Origin of the sequence: Collinsella sp. OM08-14AT, assembly GCF_003438115.1 — a bacterium.
In the GTDB taxonomy this organism is placed as follows: Bacteria; Actinomycetota; Coriobacteriia; order Coriobacteriales; family Coriobacteriaceae; genus Collinsella.
The window spans coordinates 23,400-41,520 of sequence record NZ_QSTE01000011.1; the positions used below are offsets into that span (position 1 = coordinate 23,400).

An 18,121-nucleotide genomic window follows, 5' to 3' on the forward strand; every position below is an offset into this window, starting at 1 on the left:
GGTTGTTTCCGTTGTGTTACTGCCCAAAGACCTCTTCGGCGATACGAGCGCTTTCGGCGGCGTCCTTGGCGTAGTAGTCCGCGCCGATCTGCTTGGCGTATTCGGGGGTGAGCACGGCGCCGCCTACGATGATCTTGACGCCCGGAACCTCGGCATGGAGCAACTTGATGGTCTCTTCCATGGCGACGACCGTGGTGGTCATAAGCGCCGAGAGGCCGACGAGCTTGATGTCACGCTCCCGCACGGTCTTGAGCACCTCTTGCGGGTCGACGTCGCGGCCTAGGTCAAAGACGGTATAGCCGTAGTTATCGAGCAGCATCTTGACGATGTTCTTACCGATGTCGTGGATGTCGCCCTTGACGGTGGCCACGCAGATCTTGCCCTTGTCGGCGATCTCGCCGGCGGGCATCAGGCGCTTGATGGTGTCGAAGCCCACGCGTGCGGCTTCGGCCGAGGCCATAAGCTGCGGCAAGAAGAACTTGCCCTGGTCAAAGAGGACGCCAACCTCGTCGAGGGCGGGGATAAAGTGATTGTTGATGAGGTCCATGGCGTCGTGGTCTGCCAGCAGACGCTCGGTCTCGGCAGCGATCTCGCCTTTGCGGCCCGAGACGACCATGCGACGAATCGGGTCGTCGTTGCCGTCGGTGCCGTCGGTGCCGGCAGCGGGCACGGTGTCGGTCGATGCGGCCTGAGCTGCTGCCGGGTTGGCGGCGATCTTATACGGATCGGTCCAGCCGGCATAGCGCTCGATGTATCCGGTCGAGCCCTCGTCCTCAACGCTCAGGACGCGATAGCTGTAGACGGTATCCATAAAGCGCTTGGAGCCCGGGTTCATGATGGGGGCGTCCAGACCCGCGCCAAAAGCGGCGGCCAAAAAGACCGAACCCAGCAGCGGGCGAGCGGGCAGGCCAAAGCTGATGTTCGACACGCCGAGCGCGCATTTGACGCCCAGGCGCTCCTTGCACAGGGACATGGCGCGCAGGATCTGCTCGGCCTGGCGTTGATTGGTCGAGGCGGTCATGACCAGGCAGTCGATGAGGATGCGGTCCGGGCCAATGCCGTAGCGGGCGGCCTCGGCCACGATGCGCTCGGCGATGGCGAAGCGGGCCTCGGCGGTATCGGGGATGCCGCCTTCGTCGAGCGTAAGGCCGACGACGTTGGTGCCGTAGTGGGCAACCAACGGAAAGATCTCATCCATGATCTGCTGCTTGCCATTGACCGAGTTGATGATGGGCTTGCCGGCGTAGCGGCGCACGGCGGCTTCGACGGCTGCGGGGTCGGTGGAGTCGATCTGCAACGGCAGCAGCGTGGAACCCTGGAGCTGCTCGGTGGCCTGTTGGATAATCTTGACCTCGTCGATCTCGGGCAGGCCCACGTTGACGTCCAGGATGTCGGCGCCCTGCTCCTGCTGGCTGATGCCCTGGCTCACCACGTAGTCCAGGTCGCCGTCGCGCAGGGCCTGCTGCAGGCGCTTTTTGCCGGTGGGGTTGATGCGCTCGCCGATGACGGCGATCTTGTGGCCGTCGCAGGGGAGGTCCACGACCGTCTGGGCGCTCGTGACCGACATGCTGGGCTTGCGGTGGCGCGGACTGGGCGTGTGGTTATCGATAAGCGTGCGCAGCGCTGCCATGTGCGCCGGCGTGGTGCCGCAGCAGCCGCCCACGACGCTTACGCCGTCCTCAATCATACCGGCGACGGCCACGGCGTACTCGGGCGCCTGGATATCAAAGACGGTGTTGCCGTCGTCGTCCACGCGGGGCAGTCCTGCATTGGCCTGCACCATAACGGGCTTGTCGGTGACGGTGAGCATACGCGCGGCGAGTCCTCGGAGCTCGGCCGGGCCCTGGCTGCAGTTGATGCCAAGGACGTCGGCGCCGATGGCGTCGAGGGTGATGGCGGCGACCTCGGGGCTCGTGCCCAAGAAGGTGCGGCCGTCTTCCTCAAAGGTCATGGTGGCAAAGACGGGCAAGTCGGAGTTCTCGCGGCAGGCGAGGACTGCCGCCTTGATCTCGGCAAGATCGGTCATGGTTTCGATAATAAAGAGGTCAACACCCGCGGCGACGCCAGCGTGCACCTCCTCGGCAAAGAGATCGTAGGCCTCGTCGAAGCTGAGGGTGCCCAGGGGGCGAAGCAGCGCACCGATGGGGCCGATGTCGCCGGCGACGTAATGGGCATCGGCCGCGCGGGCGCAGGTGACGGCCGCGGCAAAGACGTCTGCCACGGTGGCGGCACCGTCGAGCTTGTGGGCGTTGGCGCCAAAGGTGTTGGCGGTGATCACGTCGCAGCCGGCTTCGACGTACTGACGCTGGATGTCGGTAATGACCTGAGGCTCCTCAAAGTTGAGCAGCTCGGGCAGGGCGCCGGCCTTCATGCCGGCCGCCTGCAGCATGGTACCCATGCCGCCGTCGAACAGCAGGTGTCCGGTGCCCTTGATGGCGGCGCGCAGACGATCGTCCTTAATGCGAAGGTCGTCGATCGTGCGCGTCTTGTATGCAGCGCCATTACGGCGTGCGGCATCAACGGGTGCCGCCAGCGCGGCACCGTCCAGATCATGAGTGATAAGCGGAGTAAACATCGATGGCTCCTAATGGCTGGAATAGCAGGTGGTGTGGGCGGCGCGGAAGCGGCAGTGCTCACGCATGCGGCAGATATTGCAGGTGGGGCGGCTCTGGGCGTCGTGGACTTCGCCGTCAAACAGACCAATCACCGCGGTCACGCTCTTGGTGGGCATGAGCAGGCTGGTCGGCGTGACGGTAAGCCCGATGAGCCGCGTAGCGTTGAGCGCAGCCACGATTGAGCGCTGGGCCGAGAGCGGGCAGTCGCCATAGCCGGGACTAAAGCGCCAGTTACCGGCGAGCCCGTGTGCAGCGGCCGCAGCCTTGACCTGCTGGTCCATCTGCTCGACGGCGGCTTCTACATAGGCAGAGCATGCGGCGTCGAGCACGGCGCCTTCCAGAGGCTGCTGGGCTCCCGTGGTGCGCAGGCGACGCTCGGCGTTCATGCCGAGGGTGCATGCCATGAGTGCGGCAAGGCGGGCGTCCTTAAGGTGGCGATAGATATCACGACCCCGCAGCTTAACATTGGTGCCAACCAAGCGGATGCAGGGCTCGCCCTGCTCGTCCACGCCCGTGGCATCGACGGCAAACACGCGTCGCACGCCACGGGGTTCAATGTCCAGCTCCAGACGCTCAACGACAAGCTCAATACGCTGCGACAGCTCGGGCTCAATTTGCTGACCGCTGTAGCCCAGATAGCGCAGCATCTCGGCACGATCGACGCGGGGGTGGTGGGCATCATCGATACGATAAAGCGCCGGCGACGCAAGGTCGGCCGGCACTTCGACAGCGGTTGTATCGATGTGCGGTTTTTCCATTACCCCAGGCGCTCCATAATGGTTGCGGCGATTGCAGGACGATTCATAGTGTACAGGTGCAGACCGTCGGCGCCGTGCTCCTTAAGGTCGCAAAGCTGACGGGCGGCATAATCTACACCGGCTGCCTGCAGGCTCTCGGGGTCGTTCTCGTACTTGGCGAGAATCTTGATGACGGGGGAGGGCAGCGACGCGCCGCACATAAAGACCATGCGGCTGATCTGCGACTTGCCCATAAACGGCATGATGCCCGCGGTAATGGGCACGGTGATACCTGCCTTGTTGGCAAGCTCGCGGAAACGGTAGAAGCACTCGTTGTCAAAGAAGAGCTGCGTCACAAAGAAGCTCGCGCCGGCGTCCTGTTTTTGCTTGAGGTATTCGACCGAGAGGTTGAGATCCTCGCAGGCAATGTGGCCCTCGGGGTAGGCTGCGGCGCCCACGCAAAAGCCGGCGTCGACGAGCTCGGGGATGAGGTCACGGGCGTAGGCGTAGTCGGAGGCGGGCTTGTCGTCCTCGGTCGCGCCAGCGGGCAGGTCGCCGCGCAGGGCCAGGATGTTTTCAACGCCGGCCGAGCGATACTCGTCAATCTTGGCGGCGATATCGGCGTGCGAGCGGCCCACGCAGGTAAGGTGTGCCACCGAGGGCGTATCGAATTCGCTCGAAATCATATGCGCGATGGGGGCGGTGGTGGCGCCGTTGCCAGAGCCGCCGGCCGAGCAGGTGACCGAGACAAAGCTCGGTGAAAGCTTGCACAGGTTGCCTGCCACCTCGCGAGCCGTATCGAGGGTAAGCTCACCCTTGGGCGGGAACATCTCAAACGAAACGGACGTGGTGCCCTGGGATGCTGCCTGCTTAAAAACCTCGTCGACGCGCATATCGTGCTCCTTTAGATGCCTGGGTGCGATGTGTTGTAAGGATTCTACAGCACCGCTGTGCCACGGTGGAGTTTTACTCGCGATTTAGGGATACCAATCAAAGATGCCTTGCTATCGGCATTGCCTATAGCAGAGCGGTCAATGTAGGAAAGGGCTATATTGAATGGTATCTGATGCGAAATACCAGTTAATAGAGCCCCATCCCAAATTGACTACCCTTAAATCATGGGAAGAGGTCTGCAATTTATACAGTTGATTGGCCATTAAGGGCGGCAGTGCCGCTGTGATGCGGTAACCTCATTGATTGGTTTCGCGACAGCAACATAACGGTAATGTCGCGGAAACACGGCGAGTCTAAGCTATGACTCGTTCGTTAGTAATCAACACCGCATCTCACGCGGTGCCGATACGAAGGGAGTTCCGTATGGCCGATCTTACTGACCGCTTCGGGACCATGGTGTTCTCTGAGGAAGTCATGAAGGACTACCTCCCCAAGGACATTTGGAAGCGCCTTGCTGCAACCCTCGAGGACGGTGAGCCGCTCGACCTGGATGTGGCCAACGCCGTTGCCCACGCCATGAAGGTCTGGGCCATCTCCAAGGGCGCCACGCACTACGCGCACTGGTTCCAGCCGCTTTCGGGCATTACTTCCGAGAAGCACGACAGCTTCCTCGAGCCCAACCACGACGGCACCGCCATTACCAAGTTTACGGGCAAGAACCTCATCCAGGGCGAGCCCGATGCCTCCAGCTTCCCCAACGGCGGTCTGCGTGCCACCTTCGAGGCCCGTGGCTACACCGCCTGGGATCCCACCAGCCCTGCTTTTATCAAGGACGACGTCCTGTGCATCCCCACGGCTTTCTGCTCCTACACGGGCGAGGCCCTGGACAAGAAGACCCCGCTGCTGCGCTCCATGACCGCGCTCTCGCGTGAGTCCAAGCGTGTACTGGCACTCTTTGGCAAGACCCCCAAGAAGGTCGTTCCTTCCGTGGGTGACGAGCAGGAGTACTTCCTGATCAAGAAGGATGCCTACCGCAAGCGCAAGGACCTGGTCATCACCGGCCGCACGCTCTTTGGCGCCGCTCCCTGCAAGGGCCAGGAGCTCGAGGAGCACTACTTTGGCGCAATCCGCCCCACCGTCTCGTCCTATATGAAGGACCTGGACAACGAGCTGTGGGCGCTCGGCATCCCCGCCAAGACTAAGCACAACGAGGTTGCCCCCTGCCAGCATGAGCTCGCCCCCGTCTATGGCGAGGTCAACGAGGCCATCGACCAGAACCTGGTCATGATGGAGAAGATGAAGCTCATCGCCTCCCGTCACGACTTGGTCTGCCTGCTGCACGAGAAGCCCTTTGAGGGCATCAACGGTTCGGGCAAGCACAACAACTGGTCGCTTGGCACCGAGTCCGAGAACCTGCTCGACCCGGGCGACACCCCGCTCGACAACCTGCAGTTCATCGTCTTCCTCACCGCGGTGATCGAGGCCGTCGATAACTATCAGGAGCTCCTGCGTGCCTCCGTTGCCTCGGCCGGCAACGATCATCGTCTGGGCGCCAACGAGGCTCCTCCGGCGATTATGTCCATCTTCCTGGGCGACCAGCTTACCGAGGTTGTCGAGAAGATCATCGATGGCAAGGCTTCCGTCCATGCCACGCGCGGCGTGCTTGACTTGGGCGCCGATACCCTGCCCAAACTGATGCAGGACAACACCGACCGCAACCGCACCTCCCCGTTCGCCTTCACCGGCAACAAGTTCGAGTTCCGTGCCTGCGGCTCCGAGCAAAACGTTTCCGACTCCAACCTGGTGCTCGATGCCGCCGTTGCCAAGTCGCTCAAGTCCTTCGCCGATGCGCTCGAGGGTACGCCCGAGGATAAGTTCCAGGACGCCGCGCTCGAGTACTGCAAGAAGGTGCTGACCGATCACCAGCGCATCCTGTTCTCCGGCGACGGTTACTCCGACGAGTGGCCCATCGAGGCCGAGAAGCGCGGCCTTGCCAACAACAAGACCACGGCCGACGCTCTTCCCGCCTTTGTTTCCGATAAGGCCATTGCGCTCTTTGAGGAGACGGGCGTCCTGACCAAGGCCGAGGCCCAGTGCCGCTATGACTGCAAGCTCGAGAAGTACAACAAGCTCATGAACATCGAGGCCACCACGATGGTTCGCGAGGCGCGTCGTACCTATCGCCCGGTCATTACCGCCTATGCCACCAAGGTCGCTAAGGGCCTTGAGACTATTCGTGCCGCCGGTGCTGAGGCTGCCATGCAGTGCGAGCAGAACACGCTCAACAAGCTCTGCAACGGTATCACCGCCATCAACGACTCCATCAAGGCGCTCGACGCCGTACATCAGAAGGCCGAGGCTCTCGATGGCCAGGAGCAGGCCAACGTATACGCGCACGAGGTCGTTCCCGCTATGGATACGCTGCGTGCCGCCGTGGATGCCATGGAAGAGATCGTGGCCGCCGACTACTGGCCGGTCCCGACCTACGATGACATTCTGTTCTATGTGTAACAGACACGTTTGATTTTGCGTGCGAAGGGGTCTCGCCTGTGCGAGGTCCCTTCTTTTTTGTCGCCACTGGCGAAGACGGCAGAGGTTCTTGGCTGATTTGGCGCACATTTGGCGCACATTTGGCGCACATTTGGCGCGCATGCGCCGAAACGAAAACAGCCAAGACAAAAAACGAACCCGCACGACTTAACATCGCACAGGTTCGCACATTTTCGGGTTGGTGCCCCCAGCGGGATTCGAACCCGCGATATCCACCTTGAAAGGGTGGCGTCCTTGGCCGCTAGACGATGGGGACAGCGGGAAAGAGTATAGCAGACTTTTTTGCCGGCGCGTATATCGTTGGCAAACTGGAAAACCACCACACAGGAGTAGGCTTCTATTCCGATTTTCAAATATCTCAATCTGTAACATCTGGGCGGGCAAATCGGCTCTATCTGTTACAGATCGAGACAGACGGCGGGCGTCGGGACGAATATCTCAATCTGTAACAGTAAGACGATTTTTAACGGTCTAAATGTTACAGATCGAGACAAACTGCCGTGGCAGGTCAAAACCACCACAAAGGTGCCTGTCCCCTTTGTGGTGGCGGGGCGTTAGGGGAGGAGCTTCATCGCGGCGTCGTGGGCGGCATGCTCGTAGGTGTCGTCGAGGGGCTTGAGCGGCAGCAGAGCGGCGGCCTGCGCGTCGCCGCGGCGCTGGAGGGCGTGGGCGATGAGCCAGTCGGCGAGTTCGGGGTTCTTGGGCAGTGCCGGTCCGTGTAGGTACGTGCCGATGACGCCCTTGTAGATGAGGCCCTCAAAGCCATCGTCGCCGTTGTTGCCGGTACCCGTGACGACGGACGTTCCGAGCGGCGTGGCCTCAGCATCGAGCAGGGTGCGGCCGCCGTGGTTCTCGAATCCCACAAAGGGCTCGGGTGCCAGTTCGGTTTTGACGGCGACGTTGCCGATCAGGCGGCTGGAGCCGCGCACGGTTTCGGCGGCAACGACGCCCAGGCCCTCGATGCGATTTTCACCCATATAGTACGAACGGCCGAGCAGCTGATAGCTGCCGCAGATAGCGAGCAGCGAGCCGCCGTCCTCAACATAGGCCGCGACCTTGTCTTTTTGAGCGAGCAGCTCGTGTGCCACGGCCAACTGATCGCGGTCGGAGCCACCGCCCATCATGACGATGTCGGCGTCGGTGAGATCGAGCGACTCGCCCATACGGACCTCGTCCACGCGCACGGGAATGCCACGCCAGGCGCAGCGGCGCTCAAGGGCAATGACGTTGCCGCCGTCGCCATAGAGGTTGAGGGCATCGGGATACAGGTAGACGATGCGCAGCGGACGCGAGAGCTCGACCGGCACAATGTCGGTGGGGACAGCGCTCCCATTGGCGCGCGTTACGGCGTGGGAGGCAACCGAGCTCGCATCGGTGCCCTTAAGCTCGTCGAGTTCCTTGACCAGCGGCGGGAAGGCCGTGTAGTTGGCGACGGCGTAGAAGGTGTCATTGGCGGCCTCGTCTGCCACGGCGCCGATCGCCTGCTCGATATCCGAGATGATGGCGGCGTCGATGCCGGCGTACTTCAGGCGTACCTGCATATCGTGCGCGCGCGTACCTCCGACAAAGGCGACAAGCCCTGGGGTATCGGCGATGCGCTCGAAGTCGACGTCGTAGATCCATGAGACATCGTGGCCGTCGGCGTCGTTGTCGTTCAGGAAGAAGGCGCAGAGCCTGCCGCCTGCCGTTTTAATGGACTGAATCTGGCGATCGAATCCCACGGGATTTTTGGCCAGATTTGCCTCGACGGTACGGCCAGCGATTTCCCAGCGGCCCATGCGTCCGCCGGCGGGGACGTAGGCATCGAGCGTGGGCTGCAGATGTGCAACGTCCACGCCCAGCTCGCGCGCCGCAAAGAAGGCGGCGGCAACGTTGTAGACCATGTACAGGCCGTTGTAGCGCGTGACGATGTGCGTTGCAGGTGCGTCGGTATCGGGTCCAAAGTTCAGGTCAAAGCCGTAGCCACTGCAGGTGAGCTCAACGCCTGTCACGCGACGGACCAGCGCGGGACGACCCCAACCGCACGAAGGACAATGATAGGCGCCGAGTTGGCCGTACTGCACATAGTCGTACTCCAGCGGCGCGTTGCACTGCGAGCAAAAACGCGAGTCGCTAATGCGATCGGACTCGGTGCCCGTGGCGCCGTCGATGCCAAAGGCGATGCTCATATTGGGGACGCGTGCGGCGATCGAGGCGCACAGCGGATCGTCGGCGTTATAGATGAGTGTCGTTGCCGGCGAAAGCTCCAGCGCGTGGGCGATGACGTCCTGGGTGTGGTCGATCTCGCCGTAGCGGTCCAGCTGGTCGCGGAACAGGTTGAGCAGCACAAAGTAGGTCGGCTTGAGCTTGGGCAAGACGCGCACCGTGTAGAGCTCGTCGCACTCAAAGACGCCTACGCGCTTGCTACTGGCGGTTCGCTTAAGGTTGCCGCGTGCCTCGAGCAACGCGCCCACCACGCCCGGCTCCATGTTGTTGCCGGCGCGGTTGCATACCACGGTGGCGCCGCTGGCGGCAACGGCATCGGCGATGAGGTTGGAGGTGGTGGTCTTGCCGTTGGTGCCGGTGATCACCACGCTGCGGTCGACAAGGCCCGCGAGGTCGCTTAGCAGCTCGGGGTCGATCTTCATGGCGATGCGGCCGGGGAGTACGCCGCCCTGGCGCTTAAGGACGGAGCGCAGCCCCCAGCGGGCGATATCGCTCGAGGTGCAGGCGAGAGAAGAGCGGAAGTTCATGAAGCCGTTCCTAACGTGAATGACATGGTCGTGGCGTTTGCGCCGTTAAAAGCCGTAACGGCGCGCAAATTCCTGGGCAAGCTGCGATACGTCTTCGCAGGCGTTGGCCCAGGGGGCAAAGTCGGGAGTATCCGAGATGATGCCGTCGGCCTCCCAAACTGCCTGATGCGAAAGGTCCCAGGGGTCGTGCGGTTCGGGCCGGCAGGGAAGGTACGGCGTCTGATACATGGGGTTCAGCAAAAAGAACGCGCCGCCCTCGCAGCGGTTGGCAAACTCGCGCAGCGCGCGTGTCGCCGGGCGCATCTTGTTCGTTTTGAACAGCAAGATCGTGCGGGCGAGTAGGTACCAGGGGGAGTTCTCGAGGGCATCGGCCCCTATCTGCTCCTCGAGCTGGTGGGCCAGGGCAAAAAAGCCGTCCTCGTCTTCCAGGCGAGCGAGGGCGAGTAGCACGGTGCCTGCAGCTCGGGTGGGATAGCCTTCCGCCTTAAGAACGCGGCGAGAATAGTTGGCGGCAGCACGGTAACGAGCGCTCGCCATGCACAGCTGCGAGATGGCCTCGAGCGTGTGGAGCCACCCGATAAACGCCGGCTCGCTCACGGTGAGATCGGCCGCTGTCACACCGTCTGCCAGGACCTTGTTGGTCCAGTAGTGCGGGGCTTCCATATCGAACCCGGGCACGCTTTGCTGCAGGTAATCGGCCGTGGTCGCTTCGAGCTTCAGCAGGTCGCCTAGACAGGCGTCGACGGGCGTGTCCGCCAAAATGATAGCGAGCAGCTGGGCATCGAGGACATACGCATCGATGCGGACGATCTTGAGCAGCTCGTCGCGCATATCGTCGAACAGGCGGTTGCGCGTCTGCTCAAACTCATCGTCGCTGCCCATGTCCTCAATACGATGGAGCTCGTCGAGCAGGTGGCGGTGGACGCCAGCATAGGACAGCAGCGCCTGGGCATGCTCGGTCTGCGCATACTTGTGAGGGTTGACGCTCACGTCGTTATGGACAAGCTCGCGTGCTGCATCGGTGAGTTCGGGGTGCGACGCAACGTAGGCGCGCTCCAGGTAGGCGGGGATGTAGACGCTCGGATCCATTAGAGGTCTCCTCCCTTAAACGGCAAGCCCTGCTCGGCCGCCCGCAGGATGCGCTCGTCGATCTGGGAACGCACGATATCGTTGGTGGCGACCCAGGCGGCAAAGCTGGCGTTGTCGGGGGCGCCCAAGCCCTCCTGCAGTACCGGCGTCGCCTCGGATAGAGCAAGGACAAGCTCGTCGGTGGAGCCCGCACCCACGTTGACGCGGGCATAGACGCCATCGGGAAACTCGGTTTGAAAGTAGAGTGCCTCGGCTGCGTGCGGGCACGAGCGTGCAAGGATGCGCAAGTAGTGCTCGGCACCCTCGTAGTCCAGCTCGCGCCAGGCAGCGCTCATCAGCGCGATGAGCGTCCATGGGTCCAAGTCGCGCTCCGCATCCTTGGGACGACGGCGTAGCGGCGTGTTGGCGAGATAGGGGACGGAGTGGGCAGAGCGAAAGCGCTTGAGCTCCTCGGCGGGGTATTCGAGCTTTGCCATGGCGAGCATCGCAGTGTGGCGGACGCCGGCGGGGTCGTTGGGCGCAAAGTCCAGGCTGCGGTTTGCAGCTTCGAGCGACATGCGATAGCGGCCGCTAATGAGGGCGCGTGACGCAAGGGCGGCAAGCCAGCGCAGGTAGGGACGGCGCATAAGGTCGCCTGCGGCCTCGCGCTCGTAGGGGTCCTGCGCCGAGGCAATCTTGAGCGCCAGGTCGTGCTCGACTTCATCGCGCTTGGATACCAAGTACTGTACGTACTCCTCGTTGGAGTTGGCGGTGAGGGCGGTCAGCATGCGCTGGGCATCCCAGTTGCTCGGATCGAGCGCGGCTGCCTCGCGGAGCATGTTCTCGGCTGCGGCCTCTTCTTGCTCTGCCTGGGTATCGTCAGGGATAAAGGGAATGCGGTAGTCGACAGCCTCGACCACCTTGGCAATGAGGTGCCCGGCGCGGTCGCGGTCGTGCACGATGAGCGGCGCGGGGTTGCGGGTGAATTGTTCCATCAGACGCTCTACGGCGGCACCGTCGGTGAGCGGGATATTGTCGCGGCGCAAGGCCTCAAGAACGAGGCGATGGCAATCCTCTTGAATGGGATCGAATGCCATGGGGCCTCCTTTGCTGCGGTTAGGGTTCAAATCTCTCTATATAAGGCTCTAGTTTACCCGCATGTGGCACACCGGGGGTACCGCACTTGGACATGCACCTTTGCACCACGAAGACGGATGTCAGACGGATGTCGCACAAATGTCGGCACCTTGGACGACTGAGTGGTATCACGGTGCCGCAAACGGTCGATTTTTGGCGGCGAACGGGGCGCATTTTGGAGGGGCACAGCCCTGCCCGGGATATGTGGTCAACCTTGATAAAACGTTTGCCCAGCTTGGGAGTATGAATGCCCCATAAGGGTCTTCAGGGATAGAAAAAACGTTTCATCATTGTCGGCTTTAGGTGAATAACTGACCAACCAGAACGGTAAAATAGTGTTTGTCTGAGCGTTGAGACGTTTAGACATCGCGCATTGTCATCGCCGGCAACGCGCAAAACGGTCCTAACGGAGCCAATCGGGTGCTCCGTTATATACGCAAGTCTAAGAGGGGCTTGTTTAGGAGGCACAGTATGGGACGTTTTACCAATCCTCGCGATCTGTACTTTGGTGAGGGCGCTCGCCACGAGGTGAAGAACCTCAAGGGCAAGAAGGCCATCATCGTTTCTGGCGGCAGCTCTATGCGCCGCGGCGGGTTCCTGCAGGACGTTGAGGCCGACCTCAAAGAGGGCGGCTTCGAGGTCAAGCTGTTCGAGGGCGTCGAGTCCGATCCGTCCATCGAGACGGTCATGAAGGGCGCCGAGGCCATGCGCGAGTTCGAGCCCGACTGGATTATCGCCATCGGCGGCGGCTCGCCCATCGATGCCGCTAAGGCCATGTGGGTCTTCTACGAGTATCCCGAGGAGTCCTTCGATAACATCATCCAGCCGTTCAGCTTCCCCGAGCTGCGTCAGAAGGCTCACTTCTGCGCCATCTCCTCTACCTCCGGTACCGCTACCGAGGTCACTGCCTTCTCCGTCATTACCGACTACGCCAAGGGCATCAAGTACCCGCTGGCCGACTTCAACATCACCCCTGATGTCGCCATCGTCGACCCCGAGCTCACCTACACCATGCCCGCCAAGCTGTGCGCTCATACCGGCATGGACGCTCTGACCCACTGCATGGAGGCCTACGTTTCCACCTGCGCTTCCATGTTCACCGACGCCAACGCTCTGCACGGCATCCGCGAGATCGTCGAGTGGCTGCCCAAGTCCTATGCCGGCGACCATGAGGCCCGTCAGCACATGCACGAGGCTCAGTGCATCGCCGGTATCGCCTTCTCCTCGGGCCTGCTCGGCATCGTTCACTCCATGGCTCACAAGACCGGTGCAGCCTTTGAGAACGGCCACATCATCCACGGTGCTGCTAACGCCATGTACCTGGGCAAGGTCATCCAGTGGAACTCCAAGGACCCGCGCGCTGCCGAGCGTTACGCTTACGTGGCCAAGGAGATCCTGCACCTTCCCGGCGAGACCAACGAGGAGCTCATTGCCGCGCTCGTCCAGAAGATTCGCGACCTCAACGACCAGCTCAACATTCCGCAGTCCATCAAGGATTACGCGAATGGTGGCGTGAAGGTCGACGCCGAGAACCCGCAGATGGTTTCCGAGGAGGAGTTCCTCGCGAAGCTCCCCGAGATCGCCGCGAACGCCGAGACCGACGCCTGCACGCCCGAGAACCCGCGTGAGACCAAGGCTGCCGACTTCGAGAAGATTCTCAAGGCCTGCTACTACGACACCGACATCGATTTCTAATCGACTCTTGTTATCGTAACGAGGGGCTCCGCACGTATCTGTACGGAGCCCCTTTCTTTTTAGAGAATGGGATAGTTATGGCTGCAATTTTCAATAGCCCCAGCAAGTACATCCAGGGCCCGGACGAGCTGGCCAAGCTCGGTTCTTATGTCGAGCCGCTCGGCGCTAAGGCCCTCGTCATCGTGACGCCTTCGGGCAAGAAGCGCGTCGGTGCTAAGATCGAGGGCGGTTTTGCTGAGGCTAAGGCCGAGCTGCTGTTTGAGGACTTTAACGGCGAGTGCTCCAAGGGCGAGGTCGATCGCCTGGTTGCGCTCGCTCGCGACAACGGTTGCGACATCATCGTCGGCGTCGGTGGCGGCAAGATCCTCGACACCGCGAAGGCCGTTGCCTACTACCTGGAGTCCCCGGTTATCATTTGCCCCACCATTGCTTCGACCGATGCTCCGTGTTCCGCTCTTTCGGTGCTCTATACCGATGACGGCCAGTTTGATAAATACCTCTTCCTTAAGGCAAACCCCAACATTGTCCTTATGGATACGACGGTTATCGCGGCGAGCCCGGTGCGCCTGACGGTTTCCGGTATGGGCGATGCGCTCGCAACCTACTTTGAGGCCCAGGCGACGCATGATGCCGACGGCGGCACCTGCGCCGGCGGCAAGGGCGGTATGGCTGGCCTGGCGCTCGCCAAGCTCTGCTATGAGACGCTCATGGCCGATGGCGTCAAGGCCAAGGTCGCGCTGGAGAAGGGTGCGCTCACGCCTGCCGTCGAGCACATCATCGAGGCCAATACGCTGCTTTCGGGCATTGGCTTTGAGAGCTCGGGCCTTGCTGCTGCTCATGCCATCCACAATGGCCTGACGATGCTGCCCGAGTGCCACGGCATGTATCACGGCGAGAAGGTCGCCTTTGGTACCATCGTCCAGCTGGTACTCGAGGATGCTCCGACTGAGAAGCTCGAGGAAGTCTTGGGCTTCTGCATTGAGTTGGGCCTGCCGGTCACGATGAAGGAACTTGGCGTTACCGAGCTTACACGCGAGCAGGCCATGATTGTTGCCGAGGCCGCCTGCGCGCCCGATGACACCATGTGCAACATGCCGTTTGAGGTGACGCCCGAGATGGTCGCCAACGCCATCCTGGGTGCCGATGCGCTGGGTCATTATTACCTCATGGATGAGTAAATCAAGCTAAGGAAGGGGCAAAGCCGGCAGATGGCTTTGCCCCTTTTTGCTATGGTGCAAAGGGGTCAGGTTACTTTGCACCAACCGTTGTTTGATGAAGGGCGGATTCTCGTATGGCGCTTCCCATGGTTTATGGCGGTCCCGGCCGGTATGTTCAGGGGCCGGGCGAACTTTCGCGTCAGGGCAGGTATTTGTCATGGTTGGGCTGCGCCGCCTATGTCTTGTTTGACCAGGGCACCGAGGATCGGTTGTGCAAGCAGATTGTCGATGGATTTCTGGACGACGATCTAAGCGAGCGGTTCTTTAAGATCTATAACGGTCCTTGTACGGAAGAGGCCGTTGTAAAAATGGCTAAGGAAGCCCAGGCCGAGTATTGTGACATGGTGGTGGGTATTGGCGGCGGCAAGATGCTCGATATCGCCAAGGCCGTTGCGTTTTATGCCGAGTTGCCGTTGTGCGTATGTCCCACGGCGGCTTCGATGGACGGTCCATACAGCGCGATTTCGGTGCTGTATCACGAGGATGGGTCGTTCGACCGCTACCTGATGCTCGAGAAGAATCCAGATTTGGTCGTGGTCGATACCAACGTGGTCGCGGCGGCCCCGCTGCGTATGACGGTCGCTGGCATGGGCGACGCACTGGCAACGTACTTCGAGGCGCGTTCGTGCGCCGCGGCGCACGGCACCAACGAGCACGGTGGCGCGCCGGGGCACTTGGCTCTGGTCGCGGCTCGCGCCTGCTATGACACGCTCATGGAGTGCGGCGTCGCTGCCAAGCGCGATCTCAAAAAGGGCCGTACGTCGCCGGCAGTTGAGCGCCTGATCGAGTGCAATATTCTGCTCTCGGGCGTCGGCTTTGAGAGCGGTGGCTTGGCGTTGGCGCATGCCATCGCCAACGGTCTGACGATTCTGCCCGAGTGCAGGGCCATGCATGGCGAGGCCGTGGCATTTGGCCTGGTGGTGCAGCTGCGCCTGGAGCGTGCGCCCGAGCTTGATCAGGTGCTCGAGTTTTGCCAGCGCGTCGGTCTGCCGACCACGCTCGAGGAGCTGGGCCTTGGTGAGATTTCCGATGCCGATTTGCAGGGTGTTGCAAATGCGGTCTTTAGAAACGAGCGCAACATGGCCAACGAGCAGACCAAGGTGACCAAACAGAAGCTCGTGCAGCTCATGTGCGAGGCATAGCTTGGCGCTTGATTGACCTTGTGCAATCGAGGCGGCGATGGGCATAGGCTATTTGCCGCAAAGATGCGCCGCGTGTAATTTGCCCGAGGCGTGGGCCGATAGCGTATCATTATCTCTTGCTTGTTTGCACTGCTCAGGGAGGGGCCGCGCATGGCGCAGGAACACGATCTGTTTGATGACATTATCGAGATCAGTAAGGGTTTCGACTTTCTTAAAAACCCGCTTGGCGGTGTGACCGATGCACTCGATCCGTCAGCGCCGCAGTGGAATCCTGCCGACTACAAGGAGCGCCCGCGCGGCAATACCATTCCGTGCCTGACCTGCAAAAACGAAAAGAGCGGCTGCACCGCGTGCATGGACGTGTGCCCGGTCAACGCTATCGAGGTCGAGGAAGACGCCATTGAGATCCTCGACTCCTGTCGCAAGTGCGGCCTGTGCGCCGCTGCCTGTCCGACCGAGGCGATCATCTCGCCGCGCCTGGCGCCCAAAAACCTGTATGACGATATCGTCTCTGCTGCTACGAGCCACGAGACTGCCTACGTTACCTGCACGCGTGCCCTTAAGCGCATGCCGCGCGAAAACGAGGTCGTCGTTGCCTGCGTGGGCGATATTACGGCCGAGACCTGGTTCTCGGTGCTGGCCGACTATCCCAACGTGAGCGTGTACCTGCCGTTGGGCGTGTGCGATAAATGCCGCAACACCGGTGGTGAGGACATTCTGGGCGAGGCGATTGCGAAGGCCGAGGAGTGGTCTGGCACGGGTATGGGCCTGGAGGTCGACCCCAAGAGCCTCAAGTGCCATAAGCTTCGCGAGTACGAACGCAAGGAGTACATGGAAAAGATCGCCCGCACGACGGGCCTTACCGTGACCAAGCTCAACCCGGCGACGGCGGCGCTGGCCTCGGTGACGCAGAAGCTCAAAGCCCATCGTCATCAGATTACCCAGCTGGAGCGCACGCTCAACACCATGTGCGGCACCACGACGACCAAGCGTCGCCGTTCGCTCACGCACGGGCGGCAGCTGGTGCTCTCGACACTGCAGAACCATCCCGAGCTTGCCCAGAACATGCAGGTGAGCACGCCGGAGTGCGATTTTGACAAGTGCACGTCGTGTGGCGAGTGCGTTAACGCGTGCCCCACGTCCGCCTGCGATTTGGTGGGAAGCGGCCGCTTTGCGTTGGAGTCCACGTATTGTTTAGGCTGTGGCGCCTGTGTCAAGGTTTGTCCCGAGCATGCGCTCAAGCTGGTCGAGCACGACGCCTCCAATCTGGTTGTCGTCGATCCCGAGGCCGAGGAAAAGGCTGCCCAGAAGGCCAAGGCCCACGAAGAGGCGATGAAGGTCAAGGCCGAGGCAAAGGCCAAGCTCGACAAGATGCTCGACCAGGTGGAGAAGCTCGCGGACTAGCTAAAAGAGCGTAAATGATGGCCGGTGGGACAGACACTGCCCCGCCGGCCAAAAAAAGTTGCGGTGGAATAGTTCCTGTTTTGCCCTTAAGCTGGCCATTCTAGGAACTATCCCACCGCAACTAATAAATGGTTAGTTCATGCTGCTTTGGTGGCCGGTTCGACCGGTACCGTTGCGCGTCACGGTTTCATGGAGCAAAAAGAACCCGGGGACCTGTTTGGTCTCGGTGTATTCCATAAGGATGCCGTCGGCGTTGTAGGTCTGCCCGCGTATAACGGCGAGTGCGTTAAAGTCGTCGAGATCGAGCACGCGCGTATCCTCGGGCGTGGGATGCTCGATCGTTACATCGCGTTTGCCCGTGGCAATCCTAATGCCAAGATCTTCTTCGAGGTAACGATAGATCGAGTCGTTGACAATCTCGGGTGTCAGCCCCGGTACTTGTGAGCTTAGGTAATAGGAGTCGTCGGAGCACACGGCTTGTCCGTCTGCATAACGGATGCGTTTGGCGCGTGTGAGCTCACAGCCTTCGGGAAACCCAGTAATCTTGGAGAGCGCCTTGCTGCAGATGAGGAGCTCAAAGACGGTGGTGACAGTCTTGAGCTCAAAGCCTCGGTTGACCGCGATTTCCTTAAAGGTCTCGAGTCCGCCGCCACCACGACTCTTCTCGTCACTGATGTTGCGAATGACGCGCATGCCTTTGCCTTGCTGGGGGAGCACGTAACCATCTGCCGCAAGCATCGAGATGGCGCGACGGACCGTCATGCGCGAACAGTCAAACAGCTGCGTGAGCTCAGTCTCCGAAGGCAGATAACTCTGATAGGCGTATGTGCCGTCGTCAATCGACTGCTTCACGTTGTCATAAATAGTTTGGAAGATGGCTCGCGCCATGACGGTCTCCTAGAGCTGGGTGCGTGAACGACGGATGAGGGC

The 18,121-nt window shown here is 61.2% G+C and carries 12 protein-coding genes and 1 tRNA gene; 5 read left to right on the forward strand and 8 right to left on the reverse strand.

Annotated elements, in window-relative coordinates; translation table 11 throughout:
• Positions 1-16 precede the first annotated feature (16 nt).
• Genes DXC18_RS07025 through DXC18_RS07035 form a run of 3 tightly spaced genes read right to left on the reverse strand, consistent with a single transcriptional unit; the run spans position 17 to position 4,245 of the window.
• Entirely contained in the window at positions 17-2,575 is a 2,559-nt protein-coding gene (locus DXC18_RS07025) for a homocysteine S-methyltransferase family protein (protein ID WP_199412237.1), read from the reverse strand.
• Between the two features lie 9 nt (positions 2,576-2,584).
• Complete coding sequence (locus tag DXC18_RS07030; RefSeq protein WP_117716778.1) at positions 2,585-3,373, reverse strand: hypothetical protein; 789 nt, start codon at positions 3,371-3,373, stop codon at positions 2,585-2,587.
• Positions 3,373-4,245, reverse strand: coding sequence for a methylenetetrahydrofolate reductase (locus DXC18_RS07035; RefSeq protein ID WP_117716779.1), 873 nt, complete (start codon positions 4,243-4,245; stop codon positions 3,373-3,375). Before DXC18_RS07035 ends, DXC18_RS07030 begins: the two co-directional genes overlap by 1 nt.
• Before the next feature lie 424 nt (positions 4,246-4,669).
• Here DXC18_RS07035 and DXC18_RS07040 point away from each other — a divergent pair, with 424 nt between their 5' ends.
• Positions 4,670-6,757 (forward strand): glutamine synthetase III, encoded by a 2,088-nt coding sequence (locus DXC18_RS07040; protein WP_117716780.1) that lies wholly within the window; start codon positions 4,670-4,672, stop codon positions 6,755-6,757.
• A gap of 218 nt (positions 6,758-6,975) precedes the next feature.
• On the opposite strand, the gene DXC18_RS07045 is transcribed toward DXC18_RS07040, so the two are convergent.
• The 4 genes from DXC18_RS07045 to DXC18_RS07065 all read right to left on the reverse strand — a co-directional run bounded on the left by DXC18_RS07045 (position 6,976) and on the right by DXC18_RS07065 (position 11,693).
• A tRNA-Glu gene (locus tag DXC18_RS07045) sits at positions 6,976-7,052 on the reverse strand.
• A 298-nt stretch (positions 7,053-7,350) separates the two neighbouring features.
• Complete coding sequence (locus DXC18_RS10725) at positions 7,351-9,528, reverse strand: MurT ligase domain-containing protein (protein ID WP_233509040.1); 2,178 nt, start codon at positions 9,526-9,528, stop codon at positions 7,351-7,353.
• Between the two features lie 45 nt (positions 9,529-9,573).
• Complete coding sequence (locus DXC18_RS07060) at positions 9,574-10,617, reverse strand: hypothetical protein (RefSeq protein WP_117716781.1); 1,044 nt, start codon at positions 10,615-10,617, stop codon at positions 9,574-9,576.
• Positions 10,617-11,693 carry a hypothetical protein gene (locus DXC18_RS07065; RefSeq protein WP_117716782.1) on the reverse strand — a complete coding sequence of 359 codons (1,077 nt, stop codon included), beginning with the start codon at positions 11,691-11,693 and terminating at the stop codon, positions 10,617-10,619. The genes DXC18_RS07060 and DXC18_RS07065 overlap by 1 nt, the downstream gene beginning before the upstream one ends.
• 511 nt (positions 11,694-12,204) lie before the next feature.
• On the opposite strand from DXC18_RS07065, the gene DXC18_RS07070 reads away from it, so the two are divergent.
• The 4 genes from DXC18_RS07070 to DXC18_RS07085 all read left to right on the forward strand — a co-directional run bounded on the left by DXC18_RS07070 (position 12,205) and on the right by DXC18_RS07085 (position 17,191).
• Entirely contained in the window at positions 12,205-13,428 is a 1,224-nt protein-coding gene (locus tag DXC18_RS07070) for an iron-containing alcohol dehydrogenase (protein ID WP_117583326.1), read from the forward strand.
• Between the two features lie 77 nt (positions 13,429-13,505).
• A complete protein-coding gene (locus tag DXC18_RS07075) occupies positions 13,506-14,606 on the forward strand; it encodes a glycerol dehydrogenase (protein WP_117716783.1) in 1,101 nt (366 codons plus the stop codon).
• A 113-nt stretch (positions 14,607-14,719) separates the two neighbouring features.
• The gene (locus DXC18_RS07080; RefSeq protein ID WP_117716784.1) at positions 14,720-15,787 is read left to right on the forward strand and encodes a glycerol dehydrogenase; all 1,068 of its coding nucleotides are present in this window, start codon (positions 14,720-14,722) and stop codon (positions 15,785-15,787) included.
• 150 nt (positions 15,788-15,937) lie between these two features.
• Complete coding sequence (locus DXC18_RS07085) at positions 15,938-17,191, forward strand: 4Fe-4S binding protein (protein WP_117716785.1); 1,254 nt, start codon at positions 15,938-15,940, stop codon at positions 17,189-17,191.
• Positions 17,192-17,323: 132 nt separating this feature from the next.
• Here DXC18_RS07085 and DXC18_RS07090 read toward each other — a convergent pair whose 3' ends face one another.
• Complete coding sequence (locus DXC18_RS07090) at positions 17,324-18,079, reverse strand: GntR family transcriptional regulator (protein ID WP_117716786.1); 756 nt, start codon at positions 18,077-18,079, stop codon at positions 17,324-17,326.
• Positions 18,080-18,121 lie beyond the last annotated feature (42 nt).

Excerpts from the sequence above, each read along its gene's own strand:
- DXC18_RS10725 (WP_233509040.1), bottom strand. The coding sequence starts at position 9,528 with ATGAACTTCCGCTCTTCTCTCGCCTGCACCTCGAGCGATATCGCCCGC.
- DXC18_RS07030 (WP_117716778.1), bottom strand. The coding sequence starts at position 3,373 with ATGGAAAAACCGCACATCGATACAACCGCTGTCGAAGTGCCGGCCGAC.
- DXC18_RS07060 (WP_117716781.1), bottom strand. The coding sequence starts at position 10,617 with ATGGATCCGAGCGTCTACATCCCCGCCTACCTGGAGCGCGCCTACGTT.
- DXC18_RS07085 (WP_117716785.1), top strand. The coding sequence starts at position 15,938 with ATGGCGCAGGAACACGATCTGTTTGATGACATTATCGAGATCAGTAAG.
- DXC18_RS07090 (WP_117716786.1), bottom strand. The coding sequence starts at position 18,079 with ATGGCGCGAGCCATCTTCCAAACTATTTATGACAACGTGAAGCAGTCG.
- DXC18_RS07070 (WP_117583326.1), top strand. The coding sequence starts at position 12,205 with ATGGGACGTTTTACCAATCCTCGCGATCTGTACTTTGGTGAGGGCGCT.
- DXC18_RS07035 (WP_117716779.1), bottom strand. The coding sequence starts at position 4,245 with ATGCGCGTCGACGAGGTTTTTAAGCAGGCAGCATCCCAGGGCACCACG.
- DXC18_RS07040 (WP_117716780.1), top strand. The coding sequence starts at position 4,670 with ATGGCCGATCTTACTGACCGCTTCGGGACCATGGTGTTCTCTGAGGAA.
- DXC18_RS07075 (WP_117716783.1), top strand. The coding sequence starts at position 13,506 with ATGGCTGCAATTTTCAATAGCCCCAGCAAGTACATCCAGGGCCCGGAC.
- DXC18_RS07065 (WP_117716782.1), bottom strand. The coding sequence starts at position 11,693 with ATGGCATTCGATCCCATTCAAGAGGATTGCCATCGCCTCGTTCTTGAG.
- DXC18_RS07080 (WP_117716784.1), top strand. The coding sequence starts at position 14,720 with ATGGCGCTTCCCATGGTTTATGGCGGTCCCGGCCGGTATGTTCAGGGG.
- DXC18_RS07025 (WP_199412237.1), bottom strand. The coding sequence starts at position 2,575 with ATGTTTACTCCGCTTATCACTCATGATCTGGACGGTGCCGCGCTGGCG.